Origin of the sequence: Acinetobacter uliginosus, assembly GCF_044130295.1 — a bacterium.
In the GTDB taxonomy this organism is placed as follows: domain Bacteria; phylum Pseudomonadota; class Gammaproteobacteria; order Pseudomonadales; family Moraxellaceae; genus Acinetobacter.
Genome location: NZ_JBIQOC010000028.1, coordinates 24,236 through 42,894 on the forward strand (window position 1 = coordinate 24,236; position 18,659 = coordinate 42,894).

Sequence of the window (18,659 nt, forward strand, 5' to 3'; positions counted from 1 at the left end):
CGTGAATGGCTACTTTAAATCCGCGTGACGTTGTCATCGTTGATGGTGTACGTTCAGCAATGGGTAAATCCAAAAACGGTATGTTCCGCAATGTCCGTGCTGACAGCTTATCTGCTGAATTGGTTCGTGCTTTGGTTGCCCGTAACCAGTTTGATGTCAACGAAGTTGAAGACCTGATCTGGGGCTGTGTCAACCAGACGCTTGAACAAGGTATGAACATTGCCCGTAACATTGGTTTATTGGCTGACTTGCCTAAAACTGTTGCAGGTCAAACGATTAACCGTCTTTGTGGTTCTTCAATGCAGGCAATCCATGCTGCTGCGGCGCAAATTGCAACCAACCAGGGTGATATCTTCATCATTGGTGGTGTAGAGCACATGGGTCACGTTGGCATGATGCACGGTATCGACATCAACCCGGAAGCGTCTAAGCACTATGCAAAAGCATCTAACATGATGGGCTTAACCGCTGAAATGTTGGGTCGCATGAACGGCATTACTCGTGAAGAACAGGATGCGTTTGGTGTTGAATCTCACCGCCGCGCTTGGGCTGCAACGCAAGAAGGTCGTTTCAAAAACGAAATTATTGGTGTTGAAGGTCACGACCAGAACGGTTTCAAAATCCTGTGCGACATCGACGAAGTGATTCGTCCAGATGCTAACCTTGAAGCATTCCAGGCTTTACGTCCAGCATTTGATCCGAAAGGCGGTACAGTGACTGCGGCGACCTCTTCAGCGTTGTCTGATGGTGCTTCTGCAATGTTATTGATGTCTGCTGAACGTGCTCAAGCATTAGGTCTTAAGCCACGTGCTGTGATTCGCTCTATGGCAGTTGCAGGCTGTGATGCAGCAATCATGGGTTACGGTCCTGTTCCTGCTACGCAAAAAGCGCTTAAACGTGCGGGCTTGTCGATTGCTGACATTCAAACTATTGAATTAAACGAAGCGTTTGCTGCACAAGGTTTGTCAGTTCTTAAAGGCTTAGGCATTTATGACCAGCAAGATCGTGTGAACTTGAACGGTGGTGCAATCGCTCTTGGTCACCCATTGGGTTGTTCTGGTGCGCGTATCACAACAACATTGTTGAACGTGATGGAACAACAAGATACGCAAATCGGTCTTGCGACCATGTGTATTGGTCTTGGTCAAGGTATCGCGACCATTATCGAACGTGTTTAACTCTTAAATACTTTGATAAAAAGAAACCCCGCTTAATGCGGGGTTTCTTTTTATCAAACAAATACTTGTGGTTTAAATTTGAACTCAGTATATTACTTAAGCCCATATTGTAGAACATGGGGAAGGTAATCTGTTGTCAAGTATTGCACCACACAGTATCAGAATCATTTCTAGTACATCTGGTGAAACACTGCAAACTGCTTGGAACCAAGTACAAACAATGTATATGGAACTCCACAGAATGTAATCAATGCTTCTCATAGTATATTCCTTTCGTGATCTAAAGACGGTGTAGGAGTTTTTCTTCTAGAGGGTACGTAATTGTGGGTACTTGGGTATGCTCAAGGGACTCTGTTCTTAGAATGGGGCGTGTAATACGAGGATTATCGTCAGCCTTTCCTTGAGTTTTCTAATAATGAAGATTGATCAAACATTTTTTAAAGACCGTCAAAAATTTTATTTACATTTCGATTACCCTCTTTCTTCTGAAAAAATTTTCTCGTATGTTACAAATCCATTAAACATTGAAAGACATGCTTTCTATCCATTTATCCACTTTGAACTTATCACTCAAAAAATTAAAAAAAATGGCTTTAAAATAGTAAAAGGTAAAAAACAAATTATTGTCGAAAAGCAAACTCCCAAAATTAGACCAATCAAATACTCTGCGCATATCGATGGACATATTTATGCTTATTATGCTTACTTAATGACTGAAAACTATGAAAAATTACTACTAGAGAAAGGAATTGCAGAATCAGTATTAGCTTTCAGAAAACTTCCAAACTCTCCAAATAATATCCATTTTGCTAAAAATGTTTTTGATGAAATTAAGAATCGTCAAAATTGTTCTGTTCTTTGTATCGATATTAAAAGTTTCTTTGATGAATTAGATCATCAATTAATAAAATTAGCTTGGTTAAAAGTATTAGGTTTAGAAACCCTACCTAATGATCACTATAATGTATTTAAATCAATTACCAATTTCTCATATGTACACAAAAGAGATGTATACCAGCATCTTGGATTATCAATTAATCGAAATCACAAAAATTTGAAACGATTATGTTCAAGTCAAGAATTTAGAGAAAAAATCAGGAAAAATAAAATAATACGAAGAGGAAGCAAAGGTAAAGGAATACCACAAGGTTCAGCCATTAGTGCTTTTATTTCAAATATTTACATGCTAGATTTTGATGAAAAAATAAATAGTAAAGTGCAAAAAGTAGGTGGTAAATATTATCGTTATTGTGATGATATTTTAATTATTAGCGATCCAAAAAATTCAAGACCACTACTAAAAGATATCCAGAGCTTAATCAAAAACTTGAAATTAGAGATTCAAGAGAAGAAAACAAAAATTGCCGAGTTTAAAGAAGGCATTAGGGTCTCAACAGATGAATTACAATATTTAGGTTTTACTTACGACGGTAAAAAAATTCTTCTGCGTGATGCTGGTTTAGCTAAATATTCTCATAAAGTTATGAAAGCAATAAAAATGACAAATAAGCACTTAGTCAAAATTAATACTGCAAGAATTCAACGTAACGAACCACTTCTAGAAAGGCATAAAAAACATATTTATAGACGCTTTTCATTTATTGGATCTAGAAATTATATAAGTTATGCATTAAGAGCTGCACGTATTATGAATGAACCAGCAATTAGAAATCAGATCAAACCTCATTGGAACAAAATTCATCACCATATAAATAAATATGATGAATTGAATGAAGACTTTTACCTTATAGCAAAAGATACATCTTGCTTAAAGTAAGTTATTTCTACAACCAGCTAACTATTCAACCCTCTGCGCCAACAACGTAGCAAAATGCTGTTTAATACGGTTCCCCTGTGCATCTACTCGATGCAACTCACCGACATTTTCATTATATTTCACAATGTTCCAGCCCTCATAAAGCGCACTTAACTCCCCTGCTTTAAAGGCAAAAGGAAAGTCAGGCTGTGCCGGAAGGTCATCCGTATCCATCGCACAGACAATCAGGTTAAAACCATTAATATTCGTCGCTTGTTGCATCTGCGCAATCAGAGGTTTCACCGTTTGGGCTTGCAAGAACATCATCACCACGGTACAGCAAATAAAATCATAACGGCCAGTAATGCTTGGGTCTGCATTCAAGTCACGCTGTTGCACATGAATATTATCAATCTGCTCAGCCTGAATAATCTGCCTTAACTTTTGCAGGCTGTTTTCATTGACATCCCAGCCATCCACCTCAAGACCATGCTGACTTAAATACAGCGTATTACGCCCCTGCCCGCAGCCAACATCGAGGGCACGGCCACCTTGCAAATATGGCGTAGCAGCCAAAATTTCAGAGTGCGTGGGTGAAAGCTGATATTTTTTAGTGAAGTAATCCTGTGGCAGACAGTAAAACTGGAGCTGACATTCAATGTCATCACTGGCAGAAACAATTTTATGCCACGCCTGCGGTTCAATAAACGGAGGCTGCTGCTCTGGGCTAAAGACATGCTCGGACTTTACAGTACCCGATTCATCCAGCATGGCAAAATGCAGTTCACCCTTAAATACGGTTAGTTTTGCCCAAGTACCGGCTTTGGTATTGTGCTGGTTTTTAAACCCTTGCGGGATACTCTGCTGTGTCCAGACAGGGAGTTCTTTATAACAAATAAGCTGTTGCATAAAAAGCTGCGCTCCAAATCGTTAATCATCTGTCTGAAATCAATAAGCTGACTCTTCATCATACTTTTAGCATAACCCGTTCCACAGCAGATTAAAATAAGCCAAATATATTCCGTTTATGCAAACTCCCTATCCTATAAAAAGCAAAAACTGCCCGGTATGGACAGTTTTTTTGGGTAAACTTTAATAAATCCAGATAAACATATTTTTTAATGCAACAGTTGTTCGCGCAACCATTCCATATATTTTTCTTTGTCCATAAAGTCGGGGGCACTACCAGTGTCCAAACTGTAATACTGCTGATTGAACTGAATCACAATCTGCTCGGTATGATGCCAGTCTTCAATCATTTTAAAGTATTGATTAAAGAAAAAACGGTTTTTACCCCAATTGTTCAGGCTTTCCAGTTTCGGATATTTTTTATTTTCAACAAATTCACTGTATACATGCTGAATATCATCAAAAACGTGTAGGGTTTTCATGACTCACCTGCCTAGATTTTATAGTGTGACCTTTGCAACAGTTTTAATCTAGCAACCGAATTTGAATAACAAATGACAATCTTATTGCAAAACTGTCATGTTTAAAAAGATGAAACTCAGATATTCAACGGCATGATCGCTTTGCCGGGCAAAACTCAAGAAAAACAAATCATGTGCTCATCAAAAATATCCATTTCTCTTTAATTTAACCCGAACCAAACTAAAAACTTAAAAGCAATGTAACTCACCTGCAACATCATGTTATCCATCTGTAATTTTGGTTGAATATTCACACAATTAGGCCCAACTACCGTGTTCCATTTTAAAAAATGAATCTCCCTAGCGTTAATATAACCAGTACAAAAAACCTCTTAATTCTCACGATTGAGTAATTCCCATGAATATGATTAAAACTACCATCGCCATTGCTTTAGTTGCAGGTACAACCTCTGCTATGGCTGCTACCGCTGTAGAAACTACGCCAGCTGCCAAGGTTGCCGCATTAAAAGCACAAGTAAAAGCAGACACCATTCAGACCGCAAGCACTGTTAAAGCAGCAGCTGCCACAACAAAAGAAAAAGCGGAAGTTAAAACCAAAACTGCTGCACACAAAACTGTAGCAGCTAAAAATGCAGCCGTAGCTAAAACTGTTGCTGCAAATGAAAAAGCTGTTGCTGCAACAAAAACTGCTGCTCATAAAACCGTAAAAGCTAAAGATGCTGTAGTAGAAAAAGCGGTAGCAGCGAAAGATGCAACTGTAGCTAAAACTGCACAAGTAAAAGAAGCTGCTGTTGCTACCACTGTAGCGACTAAAGACGCTGTAGCAGAAAAAACAGCTGAAGTGAAAGATGCCACTGCTGCTAAAACTGTCGCTGCAAAAGATGCAACTGTAGCAAAAACAGCTGAAGTAAAAGAAAGCGTTGCTGAAAAAGCAGATGCTGCTAAAACTGAAGTCAAAGCTGAGAAAAAAGGCTTCTTCTCTTGGTTTAAAAAATCTGCGGCTTAATCTGCATCGCGCATTTTAACCGTAAAAAGGATGCCATTCATGAGCATCCTTTTTTAGTTAGCGTGAAAAAGATGGTGATCCACATACTGCCCAACTAGCGAATAGCATTATTCGGTGTATTGGTTCGCTGTTGTTGCAACTGTCTGATGATGTCATTTTGTGAGGTATTTTCCAGAATACCCAAGGAAAGTTGCTCTCTAGCGATTTGTACATTGACTGCTCTACGGTCTATCCCAAAAGGTGCAAGAATAATATACAGACCTTCTCGTGGATCAGGTGACTGCAAACCGCGGGCAATCGCCAGAACATATTGCTGCAATACCCATGGCAAGCTGTTGATGTCTGGCATAGGTGCTTCAGGAACTAGATCGATGGTCATCAACATAGTGGGGTCAACCACAAAATTTTGTGTATCTAGCTGGATCTGCATAATTCTATGTTGCAAAACTCGCTCTCTTTGAGGATCTTCACGATATTCAATAACTCGCGTGGTTTCAGCGCTTAACTTGGAGTCTGTTAAGGGGATTAATCCGGTAGTATCCGTTATATCGGCAAAAGCAGAGGAAATAGAAAAGCTTGCGGTAATCATGACAATTGCGCAGGATAAATTTTTTAGCAGCTTCATGGCAGTTCTACTCAACAATGAATTGAAGTAAATAAACAACCGTCGACAGCTATAATTGTATAGTTTATGCGCCTTTCAGCCACTTGCCCCGGACCAGTGGTCTTGCAAGACATTCTAACTTTCGTTAAAAAACCGGTTCATTTCACCTACTGAAAAAACATCAAATCTGCGTCTATAAAAAAGTGCTGTGCTGAACGATGTTTCTATAAATCAGATTTTTATCTTCTCCTGCTTAGGCTGCCCTGCTGACATAAAAATTCCGTCATAATCTTTATTTTTCTCGCATTCCGACGCGCAAAAGTACAGGAAATGTTACATCTAAGTATTCTGGTCCTGCTTGCAAAACCTCTGAAATCGGCTGCAGCGGGTCATCCGTGTTGTGGTCGTGATAATGCTTGAGCGCCGACCAGGTGTTTAAATAACTGATCAGCTGCTGCGGAGTCCATCGATATTCCAGGCGCAGCTCTGGAACTGCCTGCTCATAAAAAGGAAACGGAATGGTTTGATACAGCTCATCAATATAACGGCGTTCACGATCCCAATACTCTTTTAAGGTTTCAGCATACAGCTGCTGAACCAAGGCATTGATTGCCGCATCCTGAACCTGAATGAGACCATAGCCAATAACCGCCAGCACCCCTTGAGGTTTAAGCACCCGTTTGACTTCTTTATAGAATGCATCGAAATCAAACCAGTGAATCGCTTGTGCCACCGTCACCAAATCGACGGAGTGCTCCGGAATCGTGGTCTGCTCTGCCACCTGTAGCTGATAGCTGACATTTTCAAAATAAGGGGCCTGCTGTAATTGCGCTGCGCTAATATCAGTCGCCACCACATGCTCGAAATACGGTGCCAGAAGCTGGGTAAACTGCCCCGAACCGGCACCACAATCCCAGGCAAAAGTTCGTTCAGGTACATGCTTTAAAATTTCCTGGACAATTTCTGCAGAATAAGCCGGACGGGCCTGTTTATAGCGCAAGCTGTCATCAGAAAACAGATCTTTCATTTAACGATGCTCATAATATTTATAAATTTAATCAATGACCTGATCAATCCTAAAACTGGTCTGGGCAATGAGCACCCGCTGATTATTCAATTGATAATATTTAACATCGTATGGAACCAATTTCCAGCTCTGGGCAGGATTAAAACTGACACGGCGATTCCCGACTGGCTGAGCATGTAACGGAGTAATGATCTCTGAAGAACATGACTAGCTCACAGGCTGAAAACAGCCCCAATTTTCAACTGCGCAGGCATTTGCCACTTTCTCGCGGCGGCAAATATAGGCTTCGCTGGCAAAGCTAAGGATTTTTTCAAAAGAAAAATGATTACTTTTTCGGTGTCGGTAGCTCAGGTACAGAAAAATTATTTATAGAATGTTCAATCGTACCAATGCTGACATTTTTCAGGTCGAGCTGTATATGCATATCACGATCGATGGGCTGCATACTGTTGCTACGGTTTATACCAAAGGGTTGCAACATAATATACAAGCCTTGTGTAGGATCACTCGACTGTAAACCCTGAGCAATACTCAATACATACTGTTGTAGAAAGGGCGATAACGAATTTAGGTCGGGTTGTGCTTGTAAGGGCTGAATTTCCAGATTGGCAACCACATGGCTGTCAATCATAAAGTTTTGTGCTTCACGTGAATTACGAATAACTTGATGCTGTAAAGCACGGAGATTTTTTTCATCATTCTGATACGGCACAATCCCGGTTTCTGTACGTAACTCTGGCTCGGCCAGTACGTGCAGGGTGGGTAAGGTCACCGCGTCATCCGCGTGGACCATCATGCTCCATAAACAGCCCAATATCAGCAGCAAAGGATATATTTTTATAAATTTCATAAACTTGCCTCGCAACGTAATTTCAGGACAATGCAGTTTTACACCATGCAAGAAAAAAATTTTTCACTGCAACCGTATACGTTTTATAGCCTACCTGAAAATCAATTTTGGCTCACCTTGACTCGGATAAACGGTCTTTTTCACTTTCTTAAATCTATTATGGGTATGCAATTTTTCTTGGAATTTTAATGCGCTTTGCATGTAATTATAATTCTCTATGACCAACCTAGAGGCGAAAAAAAACCTCAAACAGTGTTTGAGGTTTTTTTGAATATGGTGGCGAGACCCAGGATCGAACTGGGGACACACGGATTTTCAATCCGTTGCTCTACCTACTGAGCTATCACGCCGATGCGGTGTATTAAGCCGTATCTGTTCTCAATAGTCAATATAATTCATGACATTTTTATTTAATCGAATATTTTTTACCCAAAAAAAATCCCTGATGGGATCAGGGATTGAAATCTTGAAATAGATTTTAAATATGGTGGCGAGACCCAGGATCGAACTGGGGACACACGGATTTTCAATCCGTTGCTCTACCTACTGAGCTATCACGCCGATGTCGCGTATTAAACAGTTTAAGTGTTTTTCAGTCAAGCAGGTTTTTAGCTTTTTCAAGCAAGTGCTTACTTTTAAGGCAAATTGATGTTTATTTGCTTATTTTTTATTTAAAATTCAATGGATCATCTAAGCCAGCATTATTTTCAGGCATAAAAAAACAGCACCATGGCTGCTTTTTTATTTTTATCAGGCTTAAATTTTTTCCAGATGTGCCAGACAGCGATGAATGGCTCCACAGCCCGGTTCAAACCTCTTCACGCCTTTTTCTTCTTCCATTCGGCACACTTCACTGACCAGTCGTTCTGCGACTCCACGTCCACGGTTAGCTGGATGGACCACAATATTTTCCAGCGTCCGGCTTTCCCCCTGCCCGGTACACCAAATTGCCCCAATCAGTTTAGTATTAAATTCTGCTGTGTAAACTAAGGTATACTGAGCCAAGTTTTGCTCTAGTTGTTCAATGGCATCCTGCCCATCCCCAAATTCCGGGCTGGTGTCATACAGTCGCTCAAGCTGGCTGCGCACTTCGTCATTTTCTAGTGAAGTATAAGCATGTACGGTAATAGGCATTGATTAACCCTCCTGAGCAATCTAATATGCGATAATTTCGTCATCGCGAAAAAAACATTTTACATCATCGTTTTTGAGGAACGTGTCTATGACGCAACGTATCAGTGAAGTGGTAAGAAACACTAACGAAACCAAAATCCGAGTTCGTGTGAATCTTGATGGTACAGGTCAAGGCACTCTCAATACAGGTGTTCCATTTTTAGATCATATGATTGATCAAATCAAGCGACACGGCTTATTTGACATTGATATTCATTGTGATGGTGACCTGGAAATTGATGACCATCACACCGTAGAAGACTGTGGTATCACTCTAGGTCAGGCATTTGCCCAAGCCCTGGGTGATAAAAAAGGCCTACGTCGTTATGGTCACTTCTATGCCCCACTGGATGAATCTTTAAGCCGTGTTGTGGTTGATTTATCTGGTCGTCCGGGCTTGTGGATGGATATTCCATTCACTCGCGCACGTATTGGCAGCTTTGATGTTGATCTATTCTCTGAATTTTTTCAAGGTTTTGTGAATCACGCCTTAATGACCCTGCACATTGATAACCTGAAAGGCAAAAACAGCCATCACCAGATCGAAAGCGTATTTAAAGCATTTGCCCGCGCACTCCGTATGGCCTGTGAAGTCGATCCACGTGCAGAAAATACTGTTGCTTCAACCAAAGGTACTTTGTAATGACCCGTATTGCCCTTCTTGACTATGGTATGGGAAATTTACACTCCGCAGCCAAAGCCCTGGAACATGTCGGCGCAACTGTAGATGTTACCAATGATCCCAAACTGATTGCCCAAGCCGATAAAATCGTCTTTCCGGGTGTCGGTGCCATGCGTGACTGTATGCAAGGCATGCATGAAGCAGGTATTGATGAAGTGGTACGCCATGCCGTGTTCAATAAGCCTGTGCTGGCGATCTGTGTCGGCATGCAAGCCTTAATGCAACACTCGGAAGAAAATGGCGGTTCAGATGCGCTAGGTATTTTTGCCGGTGAAGTAAAGCGTTTCCCGGATATGGCCGGTTTAAAAGTGCCACACATGGGCTGGAACCAGGTGCATCAGGCAGACCCAAGCCATCCAATGTGGAAAGACATTGAACAGGATGCGCGTTTCTATTTCGTGCATAGTTTCTATGTTGAACCTGAAGACAAGAGCATTGTGGCAGCCACCTGTGACTATGGTTTAGAGTTCTGTACGGCGCTGCATAAAGAAAACCTGTTCGCTACCCAGTTCCATCCGGAAAAGAGTCATACTGCCGGTTTGCAGTTACTGAAAAACTTTGTGGAATGGGATATCTAAGGCTCTTCCAACTTATTTTAAAAAGCTCACTTCGGTGGGCTTTTATTTTGCCTAAACTCGGAAAAACCATTAAGCTGATTTCAGACCAGTTAGCTATTGATGATTATGGAAGAGCCGCTACTTCAAACCCTGCCCAGCAAAGAACAGATTCAGGCCTTCCCTCCATTTAAAAACCTTCCGATGCAACAGATTCAGGTGATTAACAACCTGGAACAATGTCATGCTTTGGAAGCAGAATTAACACACTGCGCAGTACTTGGTTTCGATTCTGAATCCAAGCCCACATTTAGAGTCGGTGAAGTTTCCACGGGGCCACATCTGATTCAATTGGCGACCTTAGACAAAGCCTATCTGTTCCAAATGAATGATGAGATTTGGGAATTTTTAAAGCCGATTTTTGCCAGCCGTGACCAGATTAAAGTTGGCTTTGGCTTAAAAAATGATGCCCATCTATTCCGTAAAAAAGGTATTGAACTAAACAGTCTGATTGAACTGTCGAAATGCTTTTCTGCTTTTGGCTTTACCAATCCAATGGGACTGAAAAATGCCATGGCACTTCTATTTCAGGTGAACTTTCCCAAAAGTAAAAAAACCAGCACCTCGAACTGGGCACGTAAAACGCTGACTCCTCAGCAGATTGACTATGCGGCTGCCGATGCCTATGCCCCGGTTTTAGTGTTTGAAGAATTACTGCGCTTAGGCTTGCTGCCCAAACATATTCCCAATACCACATTAAAGTTACGCATTCGCCCCAACAAAATAAAAGCTGCAACTCATGCTTAGAGATTTGCCAATACTTTGCTAAGATGGAACACAATGAATTCAATAAGATTGGGCAAGGAGCGAAAGCATGCTGATCATCCCTGCAATTGACCTGAAAGATGGCAAATGTGTCCGTTTAAAACAAGGCCGTATGGAAGACGATACCGTATTCTCTGACGATCCGGTTGCAACTGCACAGCATTGGGTCAATGAAGGCGCACGTCGCTTGCATTTGGTGGATTTAAACGGCGCTTTCGCAGGTACACCGATTCATAAACCTGTGGTTGAAGCCATTGCCAAAGCACAACCAGAGCTGCCAATTCAAATTGGTGGTGGTATCCGTTCACTGGAAACCATTGAACATTATCTGGATGCCGGTGTGTCTTTTGTGATTATCGGGACCAAAGCAGTTCAAAATCCTGAGTTTGTGGAAGAAGCATGCAAGAAATTTGCCGGCCACATCATTGTCGGTATCGATGCCATGAATGGCATGGTGGCAACCGATGGCTGGGCCAATGTCACAGATGTAAAAGCGACTGACCTTGCAAAACGTTTTGCTGATGCTGGCGTATCAAGCATTGTCTATACCGACATTGCACGTGACGGTATGATGCAGGGTGTAAACATCGAGCAAACTGTTAACTTGGCGACTTATTCAGGTCTTCCTGTGATTGCCTCTGGTGGTGTGACCAATCTGGATGATGTCCGTAACTTGAAAGGCCAGCCGGGCATTTTAGGTGCCATTACCGGTCGCGCCATTTACGAAGGCACACTGAACCTTCGTGAAGCGCAATTACTGTTAGATGAACAATCACTTTAATTCCGTGATGTATCTCCAAGAGGTCTTCGGACCTCTTTTTTATTTCTGATATTTTTAAAAATCACTTCCTGTGTAAGCATGTCCTATTTTCCCTCTTGCCTGAAAGCCAAAGCACCGCAACTTGCCTTAATTTTAATTACCCTGGTTTGGGGTGGCTCGTTTATCACCGTGCAATATGGCTTAAACTTTGCCAGCCCGATGTTTTTCGTCGGTTGCCGTTTTGCTGCTGCCATGTTGTTTGTCAGCCTGTTTTCCTGGAAGGATTTAACCGCAATCCAACTGAAAGAAATTGCCGCAGGAGCTGTCATTGGTCTGGTGATTGCGCTGGGTTATGGCACGCAAACCATTGGACTACAAAGCATCAGCAGCAGTGAATCGGCTTTTTTAACCGCGCTGTATGTACCTCTGGTGCCGATTCTTTTATGGCTATTGTTCCGTAAAACCCCGCAATTCATGACCTGGTGTGGCACAGTGCTGGCCTTTTTAGGTCTGGTCTTTTTAACCGGAAATGGGTTTGGTGCAATCCAGCTGAGCTTTGGTCAGATCATTACCCTCTTGGGTTCAGTCGCTATTGCGATGGAAATTATTCTGATCGGATTTTTTGCCGGTAAAGTCAATGTCCGCCGTGTCACCGTGATTCAACTCGGCTTTGCCTCGATTTTTGCTTTTTGCATGATGCCTTTGGCTGGTGAAAGCTGGAATCCAGTTTTTTCCTGGCCTCTGGTGATCATTTTAACTGGCTTAGGTTTTGCTAGTGCCGCCATTCAACTGGTGATGAACTGGGCACAACGTGCAGTCGACCCTGCGCAAGCTGCCATCATCTATTCCGGTGAGCCAGTTTGGGCAGCTTTAATTGGTCGTATTACGGGGGAGCGTTTGCCCTTACTGGCCATCCTTGGTGGGGTGTTGGTGGTTTTAGGGGTCATTGTCAGTGAATGGAAACCGAAGTTTTTGAAGAAAAATAAAGAAGTGAATCCTTAAAAGATCTCTTTCTGCTGAATATTTCTCTAAAGAAAATTCCTCATCTTCCAGGAGCGGTTAGGAAAGGTTAATTTCAAGAGCACGAGAAATTCGAATTTTTCACTGAAAATATTGCCCTCTCCCCAATCCTCTCCCACAGGGAGAGGAAGAATCATTATCGGTTTTTGTGGAAGGAAAGAGATATTTAAAACGACACCATCTTCCCCGGATTAATCAACGCACCCAATCCATAGGCGCTTTTTGCTACCGGAATGACCACGGGTGCCAGTGCACGACCAAACAGAATATCCTGATGATGAATACGGGTCAGCATATTAAAGTCATCCGCTTTGCCACAGAAATCATCAGCAATCGCCTTACCGATACGTACCGTTTGCGCCACGCCATGACCGCTCCAGCCCTGTACGGCATAGATGGGGAATTTGTTACCAAACTTACGGCTATCTGCCGCGCCATTCATGGTCAGGTCAGTGGTTCCACTCCAGACAAAATCCAGCTCGACACTTTTTAACTGCGGAAATACATGTTGAATCCGGCCCAATAAATACTGATGGGTTTTTTCAGGATTCCAGCATGAACCTGTCCCCTCCCCACCAAACAGCAAGCGGTTTTGCGATACACCACGATAATAGTCGATCTGGAATTGCGTATCATAGACAGGTGCATCTGTTGGTAATAATTCTTTTAAATCAAATTCTAATGGAGCTGTGGTACAGACATAGGTATAGAACGGAATCGTGGTCTGATTATTCTTTTGCAGCAACTTAAAGGAGGCATGATGCACCCCCATCACCACACTTTTACGGGCTTTGATCACGCCACTGGTGGTGGTCACATAAATACCATCTTCCCGTTCTTCTACTACAGTGACTTCAGTTTGCTCATAGACTTTGCCGCCATTTTTACAGAAACCATAAATGAGACCGCGGTTTAAAGCCAGGGGATGAATATGTCCACCCAGAGCATCCAGCAAACCACCACAATAATTGTCAGAGGCAATGTGTTCTTTCAGCTCATGCTTGCCCACTACTTGAGTATGGGCCTCACCCAAAAACTTGCGTGCATCGGCACCTTGAGTTAAACCAACCAGATGCCCTTCATGTACGGCAGCGGTGATATGGCCACGTTTACGCTGCAAGTCCAGATTGTATTGGTCTGCAATCGAATCAATTAAGGACATCGCTTCGGTTGAGGTAAAGTGCCAGAGTTTTTTGGCATCTGCATAACTGAAATGTTCAATCATTTCTGCCGCTTCCCAACGTGCCAAGCCTGGGGTCAATTGCCCGCCATTTCTTCCAGAAGCCGCACTGCCAATCCGGTTTTTCTCGACCAGAACCGTCTCCACCCCCTGCTCAGACAGATGTAAGGCCGTCGAAGCACCCAGCAAGCCGCCACCAATCACCACCACATCACATTCAATATCGGCACTCAAGGCATCAAACTGGTGCCATTGTTCCAGTGAACTTTCATAGTAATTCGCAGGATGCCCAAATGCACCATGCTTTGGATTAATCCAGTTCCATTCCTTGCCACTTTGCTGGTTTATGCTGGCTTTAAATTCTACGTCATTTAAAAATACTGGCTTTTGTATATTCATGTTCACTCTTCCCATCTTCAATTCATTTCAAAATTTGCGGCAATCTTTTAGTAGGCATTGCCAATCACAATGTTTTGCTTTTTCAGTTTTTTGTACAGGAAGATCACAATCCCGACAGACAGCCAACCACAACCAAACAACAGTGCGGAACGCTCCAGGTTGAACCATAAACACATGATCACGCCGACCGAAATAAACGGTAAAATCAGGTTTAAAAAGATATTTTTCATCCCGTGGCGTTGCTGCTCACGGACATAGAATTTGACGAAAACTGAAAAATTGACTGCGGTAAAGGCAATCAAGGCCCCGAAACTAATCATGCTCACCACAGTTGCCAGGTCAAGGGCGATGGCCGTCAGAGAAATCAAACCAACCAACAGTACTGCATAAAGCGGTGTACCTAATTTGCTGTGAACTTGCCCAAAAGTTTCTTTATGAAAAATACCATCTTTACCCATAATATGAATCAGACGGGATGCACTGGCATGGGTTGCCAGACCTGAAGCAAAGGTATTCATAATTTGTGCACACAAAAATACCGACTGGAACAATGCTCCACCGACATACAGCACAATTTCAGGCAAGGCTTCATCCGGGTTGTTAAAACGGACATTGCTTGGAAAATAGAGTTGAATAAACCAGGATGCAGTCAGGAAAATGATACCGCCTGACAGTGTAGTGAGCATCACCGCACGTGGAATGGTTCGTTTCGGATCTTGAGTTTCATGCGACATGGTGGTCACCGCATCAAAGCCCAGGAATGAAAAGCACAGGATGGATGCCCCTGCAATCAAGGGTAGGATGGAGCTGTCACCATTAAATAACGGCGCAAGAGTCAACACATGCTCATAACCTTGTCCCTCACCTACACCGCGAATCACCAGATAGATGAATAGCACCATCAGTAATAAAGGTGCGATCACAAAGACCAGACTGAGATTGGCAAGGAAATTAATGCGGAAACAGTTAATGAGTGTGACCAGGCCTGCAAACAGCGTGACCCACATCCAGTAAGGTACGCTGGGAATAACCGCTTCCAGATAAATCCCGGCCAACAAGGCATTCACTAAAGGCAGCAAGATGTAGTCGAGCAAGGAACACCAGCCCACAAAGAAGCCAGCTTTGGTTCCACAAGATTCTGCGGTGTAGGTATAGGCAGAACCGGGTTTTTCAGTTTGCCGGCTAAAGCGTGCATAGCTAAATGCAGTCAGCAGCATCGCCACCAAAGCAAAAATATAAGCCAAGGGTACCCGGCCATCGGTGATTCCGGACACAATACCAAAAGTATCAAACACCACCATTGGGGTCATATAGGCCACACCAAGGATGACGACTTGCCATAACGACATTTTTTTGAAAGAGACTTGTGTTTTCTCCATAGCTGTCACCTTAACATTATTTATTTGAGTTATTTGTTCATTTGCAACGACTATGCCATATAATAAAAAATAAATATTTAATCCTGGTACGAGTAAATGCCAAAGTACAGTTTAGAAACTCGAAAAGCAGCCATTCAAATGTATAAAAAAACTGATTACAAAGTTGCAGTATGCAAAGAATTCAACATTTCTCGTGTGACACTGGATGCATGGATCAAGCTGGAAGAAGAAACCGGAGACTTAGTGCCAAAACCGGCAAAAAACCGCGGTGCACCGAGTCATATTAAAGACTGGGATGAATTTCAAGTATTTGTAAAAAATACAAAATTTAAGAATATTAGCGACCTTGTAATATTATTTGAGCAACGTTTTGGCTACGCAGTTTCGTATGCGGTTTTGGTGCGCGCAATTCATGTTTTAGGACTACGCCGCCGTCGCGGTCGATTTTATTCTTAAGCCTAAAACCCGTCTAAATTAAAATAAAAAAAGAAATTAAATTTATATAAATAAATGTACATTAATGTAAAGTTATTTTATTAAAAATGTAAACTATAAATATTAAAAAAGTAAAACTATTAAAATAAAAAAGTAAATTTTAAATATTAAAAAAGTAAAGTAGATTAACTAAAAAAGTATGCTATAAAAGTTAAAAAGGTAAACTGATTTTTTACAAAAGAATTAAATTAATGCATCTGTTTAAACAGATGATTCATTATAGCGCATAAAAAAGGTGGCTATTGCCACCTTCATTTTTTAGATCTGTTGTTATTGATACATAGGCTGATTGTCATTCAAACAAATAATACCGCGAATAGCACGATAGACAATCCAGATCCAGGAAATGCCAATCACCAGCAAACAAAATACACTTGCGCCTAAGGCAACCCCAGTAAATACATCCATGTTTTCACCGGTAAAAAACAGGAAAATAAAAGGAATAAAGGCAATCAGGTTCCAAAACAGATACCACCAGAAGGTCCGGATTTGCCAGCTAAAATGGCTTTCAAAAATGGAACCCCGTACATCATTGCGCTTTATATAGTTAATGATCAGGGCAACAACGGCCAATAAGCCTCCCGTAAAAATGGCAATAATGTACAGGATATAAAGAATTAAAGTCAGGGTACGGTTGGGATCTTGATCGATAGAATAATTCATTATTATACCTTTTAAGTAATCGTTCCCCCTTTTAAAATTTCAGCACATTAAAAGGAGAAATCAGCCATAAAATCAAAAGTATGTTTAAGGCTATAGTACAAAAATAAATCTTTCTAAAGGGTTGTTTTTGTGTTTTATGACGCAGCTTTTCCTGAGCCAGCCATGCCGTAGGCCAGCCGCCCAGAAAAGATAGCAGATGCAGGGTTTGCTCGGGTACGCGGCGATTACCTTGCAAGGCAGCTTCTTTATCTTGAGCGTACATCCAGTAAGTGATGGCATTAATGATGCTAATAAATAACAGCACCATGCCACTTAATAAACCCGCTATGGTAAACACGGCCAGAGCCAAAATATAACCGATACAGGCAATTTGCATCGGTTTTAATTTTTGTGCCGGTTGCTTGGAGAGCTTTGGCTTGCTCACATTTTTTTTGGTTTGTGACGCTTTAAGATAAGTCACCTGCTGGGCACGATAACGTCCATCTCCATCCAGCAAGACCGTATATTCAAGCGCACAACCCACAATCGGACGGGGCCCTTGACGGGCAAAATCCTTAATGTGTAGAAACACGCGATCTTTCGAGGCATCATTGGGCTGAATAAAACCATAGCCTTTTTCATCAAACCATTCGACCAATCGCCCCTGATCACGCATTTTTATATCCTATATCAAGCCGTCACAAATTTTAGTCGTTCTACCAGCATATTACGCATTTCCAAAGGATTTTTCTGAAGAATATCATCTCCTGTACGTCCTTGTTGTGCATTTTTTTGTGCGACTTGTAAACGCATCAGCCAAAACCGTGCTGCCGCCATGGCCAGATAAATTTCCAGACAGGATTTTTCATCCTGAGTCAGAGGACGCACCGTTTCATAAGCTTCTAAAAAAGCGTGGGCTTTCGCTTCATTTAAATGCACCTCGGGATATTCGGTGCAGAAGTCATTTAAGGTAATGGCAATATCAAACAGAAATTCATCTTTATTTAACTCGTAAAAATCCAGGATTCCTTTCAATTCATTGCCTTCAAACAAGGTATTGTCACGGAACAAATCGGAATGAATAAAGCCTTTGGGACGGTTTGGATAGACGGCAGTGAGTGCGTCATAAAGCCCCAGCACTTCACTGAGCAGAATAGAATCGGCAGGATTTAGAGTCTGTTTTAATTCTTTCGCCACTTGAAGCCAGTAATTGTGGTTACGATATTCGGCCCGTTCCAGTGGAAAACCCTGTAAGGCAATATGGATTTTCGCCTGAGCCACAGCAATGGCCTGTGCCTGTTCCAAAGTTGCTGGCATGGGGTGCTTACCCATCATGCGTGGTGCTATCTGCGCAGGCTTACTTTTTAAAGGATGAATAGCCTGCCCTGCATAATTTAACGGTACAGGCACGGCTAAACCTTGCTGACCTAAATGCTCCAGTACCGGAACCAGTTCTGCGGCGCCCTGCTCATCCATCTCTTCAAATACGGTCAGTACATACTGCTTTGCATTTTCACAGACTAAAAAATAGTTGGTATTCTGAATCCCGCCTTGAATCGGAATCAGCTCCAGCACCTCTAATCCATAAGGTGCTGCAAACGCCTGAACTTCCTGTAAAGTCAAAGGGGTATAAACCGACATAGAAAACCTGCAAAAAAACTTACATAATTTTGATAGAATACCTGCTACAACTACCAAGGTGTAGCACCTTCGTGGCGAAGTTTCATAATCGGCTGTT

General features: G+C 42.0%; 20 protein-coding genes and 2 tRNA genes. 9 read left to right on the forward strand and 13 right to left on the reverse strand.

Going from position 1 to position 18,659, the window contains the following annotated elements; all coding sequences use genetic code 11:
• The first annotated feature begins 5 nt into the window (after positions 1-5).
• Positions 6-1,178 carry an acetyl-CoA C-acyltransferase FadA gene (fadA, locus tag ACE01T_RS07320; protein WP_166170684.1) on the forward strand — a complete coding sequence of 391 codons (1,173 nt, stop codon included), beginning with the start codon at positions 6-8 and terminating at the stop codon, positions 1,176-1,178.
• A gap of 415 nt (positions 1,179-1,593) precedes the next feature.
• Entirely contained in the window at positions 1,594-2,955 is a 1,362-nt protein-coding gene (gene drt2, locus ACE01T_RS07325) for an antiviral reverse transcriptase Drt2 (protein ID WP_395519020.1), read from the forward strand.
• Between the two features lie 21 nt (positions 2,956-2,976).
• On the opposite strand, the gene tehB is transcribed toward drt2, so the two are convergent.
• Entirely contained in the window at positions 2,977-3,843 is an 867-nt protein-coding gene (tehB, locus tag ACE01T_RS07330) for an SAM-dependent methyltransferase TehB (protein WP_395519021.1), read from the reverse strand.
• Positions 3,844-4,052: 209 nt separating this feature from the next.
• The gene (locus ACE01T_RS07335; RefSeq protein WP_300043423.1) at positions 4,053-4,325 is read right to left on the reverse strand and encodes a hypothetical protein; all 273 of its coding nucleotides are present in this window, start codon (positions 4,323-4,325) and stop codon (positions 4,053-4,055) included.
• A 397-nt stretch (positions 4,326-4,722) separates the two neighbouring features.
• Here ACE01T_RS07335 and ACE01T_RS07340 point away from each other — a divergent pair, with 397 nt between their 5' ends.
• A complete protein-coding gene (locus ACE01T_RS07340; RefSeq protein ID WP_395519022.1) occupies positions 4,723-5,331 on the forward strand; it encodes a hypothetical protein in 609 nt (202 codons plus the stop codon).
• 94 nt (positions 5,332-5,425) lie between these two features.
• Here the strand turns inward: ACE01T_RS07340 and ACE01T_RS07345 are convergent, their stop codons facing one another.
• From ACE01T_RS07345 to ACE01T_RS07370, 6 genes are all read right to left on the reverse strand, one after another.
• Positions 5,426-5,956, reverse strand: a complete 531-nt coding sequence (locus ACE01T_RS07345; RefSeq protein WP_180041987.1) for a hypothetical protein — start codon at positions 5,954-5,956, stop codon at positions 5,426-5,428.
• 271 nt (positions 5,957-6,227) lie between these two features.
• A complete protein-coding gene (locus ACE01T_RS07350; RefSeq protein ID WP_166170688.1) occupies positions 6,228-6,962 on the reverse strand; it encodes a class I SAM-dependent methyltransferase in 735 nt (244 codons plus the stop codon).
• Between the two features lie 325 nt (positions 6,963-7,287).
• Positions 7,288-7,755 carry a hypothetical protein gene (locus ACE01T_RS07355; protein ID WP_395519023.1) on the reverse strand — a complete coding sequence of 156 codons (468 nt, stop codon included), beginning with the start codon at positions 7,753-7,755 and terminating at the stop codon, positions 7,288-7,290.
• A gap of 331 nt (positions 7,756-8,086) precedes the next feature.
• A tRNA-Phe gene (locus ACE01T_RS07360) sits at positions 8,087-8,162 on the reverse strand.
• Positions 8,163-8,297: 135 nt separating this feature from the next.
• Positions 8,298-8,373, reverse strand: a tRNA-Phe gene (locus tag ACE01T_RS07365).
• Positions 8,374-8,568: 195 nt separating this feature from the next.
• Positions 8,569-8,946 carry a GNAT family N-acetyltransferase gene (locus ACE01T_RS07370; RefSeq protein ID WP_166170689.1) on the reverse strand — a complete coding sequence of 126 codons (378 nt, stop codon included), beginning with the start codon at positions 8,944-8,946 and terminating at the stop codon, positions 8,569-8,571.
• Positions 8,947-9,034: 88 nt separating this feature from the next.
• On the opposite strand from ACE01T_RS07370, the gene hisB reads away from it, so the two are divergent.
• The 5 genes from hisB (at position 9,035) to ACE01T_RS07395 (ending at position 12,808) form a co-directional block, all read left to right on the forward strand.
• Positions 9,035-9,628, forward strand: coding sequence for an imidazoleglycerol-phosphate dehydratase HisB (hisB, locus tag ACE01T_RS07375; protein WP_086197720.1), 594 nt, complete (start codon positions 9,035-9,037; stop codon positions 9,626-9,628).
• Positions 9,628-10,245: an imidazole glycerol phosphate synthase subunit HisH gene (hisH, locus tag ACE01T_RS07380; protein WP_166170690.1), complete on the forward strand. Its 618-nt coding sequence runs from the start codon at positions 9,628-9,630 to the stop codon at positions 10,243-10,245. The genes hisB and hisH overlap by 1 nt, the downstream gene beginning before the upstream one ends.
• A 105-nt stretch (positions 10,246-10,350) precedes the next feature.
• Positions 10,351-11,028, forward strand: a complete 678-nt coding sequence (locus ACE01T_RS07385) for a 3'-5' exonuclease (protein WP_395519024.1) — start codon at positions 10,351-10,353, stop codon at positions 11,026-11,028.
• Positions 11,029-11,095: 67 nt separating this feature from the next.
• Positions 11,096-11,827, forward strand: coding sequence for a 1-(5-phosphoribosyl)-5-[(5-phosphoribosylamino)methylideneamino]imidazole-4-carboxamide isomerase (gene hisA / locus ACE01T_RS07390; protein WP_086197722.1), 732 nt, complete (start codon positions 11,096-11,098; stop codon positions 11,825-11,827).
• 78 nt (positions 11,828-11,905) lie between these two features.
• Positions 11,906-12,808 (forward strand): DMT family transporter, encoded by a 903-nt coding sequence (locus tag ACE01T_RS07395; RefSeq protein WP_395519025.1) that lies wholly within the window; start codon positions 11,906-11,908, stop codon positions 12,806-12,808.
• Between the two features lie 184 nt (positions 12,809-12,992).
• Here the strand turns inward: ACE01T_RS07395 and ACE01T_RS07400 are convergent, their stop codons facing one another.
• Both ACE01T_RS07400 and ACE01T_RS07405 read right to left on the reverse strand, forming a co-directional pair.
• Positions 12,993-14,405 (reverse strand): NAD(P)/FAD-dependent oxidoreductase, encoded by a 1,413-nt coding sequence (locus tag ACE01T_RS07400; RefSeq protein ID WP_166170694.1) that lies wholly within the window; start codon positions 14,403-14,405, stop codon positions 12,993-12,995.
• A 47-nt stretch (positions 14,406-14,452) separates the two neighbouring features.
• The gene (locus tag ACE01T_RS07405) at positions 14,453-15,784 is read right to left on the reverse strand and encodes an APC family permease (RefSeq protein WP_395519026.1); all 1,332 of its coding nucleotides are present in this window, start codon (positions 15,782-15,784) and stop codon (positions 14,453-14,455) included.
• 96 nt (positions 15,785-15,880) lie between these two features.
• Between ACE01T_RS07405 and ACE01T_RS07410 the strand changes: the two genes are divergently transcribed.
• Positions 15,881-16,240, forward strand: a complete 360-nt coding sequence (locus ACE01T_RS07410; RefSeq protein WP_166170698.1) for a COG3415 family protein — start codon at positions 15,881-15,883, stop codon at positions 16,238-16,240.
• 309 nt (positions 16,241-16,549) lie between these two features.
• On the opposite strand, the gene ACE01T_RS07415 is transcribed toward ACE01T_RS07410, so the two are convergent.
• From ACE01T_RS07415 to ACE01T_RS07425, 3 genes are read right to left on the reverse strand one after another with little or no spacing between them, the layout of a single operon-like run.
• Positions 16,550-16,942, reverse strand: coding sequence for a DUF4870 family protein (locus ACE01T_RS07415; protein ID WP_166170700.1), 393 nt, complete (start codon positions 16,940-16,942; stop codon positions 16,550-16,552).
• A 31-nt stretch (positions 16,943-16,973) separates the two neighbouring features.
• Positions 16,974-17,597 carry a DUF1294 domain-containing protein gene (locus tag ACE01T_RS07420; RefSeq protein WP_086197727.1) on the reverse strand — a complete coding sequence of 208 codons (624 nt, stop codon included), beginning with the start codon at positions 17,595-17,597 and terminating at the stop codon, positions 16,974-16,976.
• A gap of 14 nt (positions 17,598-17,611) precedes the next feature.
• Positions 17,612-18,562, reverse strand: a complete 951-nt coding sequence (locus ACE01T_RS07425; protein ID WP_395519027.1) for a homoserine kinase — start codon at positions 18,560-18,562, stop codon at positions 17,612-17,614.
• Between the last annotated feature and the right edge of the window lie 97 nt (positions 18,563-18,659).

Excerpts from the sequence above, each read along its gene's own strand:
- fadA (WP_166170684.1), top strand. The coding sequence starts at position 6 with ATGGCTACTTTAAATCCGCGTGACGTTGTCATCGTTGATGGTGTACGT.
- drt2 (WP_395519020.1), top strand. The coding sequence starts at position 1,594 with ATGAAGATTGATCAAACATTTTTTAAAGACCGTCAAAAATTTTATTTA.
- tehB (WP_395519021.1), bottom strand. The coding sequence starts at position 3,843 with ATGCAACAGCTTATTTGTTATAAAGAACTCCCTGTCTGGACACAGCAG.
- ACE01T_RS07335 (WP_300043423.1), bottom strand. The coding sequence starts at position 4,325 with ATGAAAACCCTACACGTTTTTGATGATATTCAGCATGTATACAGTGAA.
- ACE01T_RS07340 (WP_395519022.1), top strand. The coding sequence starts at position 4,723 with ATGAATATGATTAAAACTACCATCGCCATTGCTTTAGTTGCAGGTACA.
- ACE01T_RS07345 (WP_180041987.1), bottom strand. The coding sequence starts at position 5,956 with ATGAAGCTGCTAAAAAATTTATCCTGCGCAATTGTCATGATTACCGCA.
- ACE01T_RS07350 (WP_166170688.1), bottom strand. The coding sequence starts at position 6,962 with ATGAAAGATCTGTTTTCTGATGACAGCTTGCGCTATAAACAGGCCCGT.
- ACE01T_RS07355 (WP_395519023.1), bottom strand. The coding sequence starts at position 7,755 with ATGGTCCACGCGGATGACGCGGTGACCTTACCCACCCTGCACGTACTG.
- ACE01T_RS07370 (WP_166170689.1), bottom strand. The coding sequence starts at position 8,946 with ATGCCTATTACCGTACATGCTTATACTTCACTAGAAAATGACGAAGTG.
- hisB (WP_086197720.1), top strand. The coding sequence starts at position 9,035 with ATGACGCAACGTATCAGTGAAGTGGTAAGAAACACTAACGAAACCAAA.
- hisH (WP_166170690.1), top strand. The coding sequence starts at position 9,628 with ATGACCCGTATTGCCCTTCTTGACTATGGTATGGGAAATTTACACTCC.
- ACE01T_RS07385 (WP_395519024.1), top strand. The coding sequence starts at position 10,351 with ATGGAAGAGCCGCTACTTCAAACCCTGCCCAGCAAAGAACAGATTCAG.
- hisA (WP_086197722.1), top strand. The coding sequence starts at position 11,096 with ATGCTGATCATCCCTGCAATTGACCTGAAAGATGGCAAATGTGTCCGT.
- ACE01T_RS07395 (WP_395519025.1), top strand. The coding sequence starts at position 11,906 with ATGTCCTATTTTCCCTCTTGCCTGAAAGCCAAAGCACCGCAACTTGCC.
- ACE01T_RS07400 (WP_166170694.1), bottom strand. The coding sequence starts at position 14,405 with ATGAATATACAAAAGCCAGTATTTTTAAATGACGTAGAATTTAAAGCC.
- ACE01T_RS07405 (WP_395519026.1), bottom strand. The coding sequence starts at position 15,784 with ATGGAGAAAACACAAGTCTCTTTCAAAAAAATGTCGTTATGGCAAGTC.
- ACE01T_RS07410 (WP_166170698.1), top strand. The coding sequence starts at position 15,881 with ATGCCAAAGTACAGTTTAGAAACTCGAAAAGCAGCCATTCAAATGTAT.
- ACE01T_RS07415 (WP_166170700.1), bottom strand. The coding sequence starts at position 16,942 with ATGAATTATTCTATCGATCAAGATCCCAACCGTACCCTGACTTTAATT.
- ACE01T_RS07420 (WP_086197727.1), bottom strand. The coding sequence starts at position 17,597 with ATGCGTGATCAGGGGCGATTGGTCGAATGGTTTGATGAAAAAGGCTAT.
- ACE01T_RS07425 (WP_395519027.1), bottom strand. The coding sequence starts at position 18,562 with ATGTCGGTTTATACCCCTTTGACTTTACAGGAAGTTCAGGCGTTTGCA.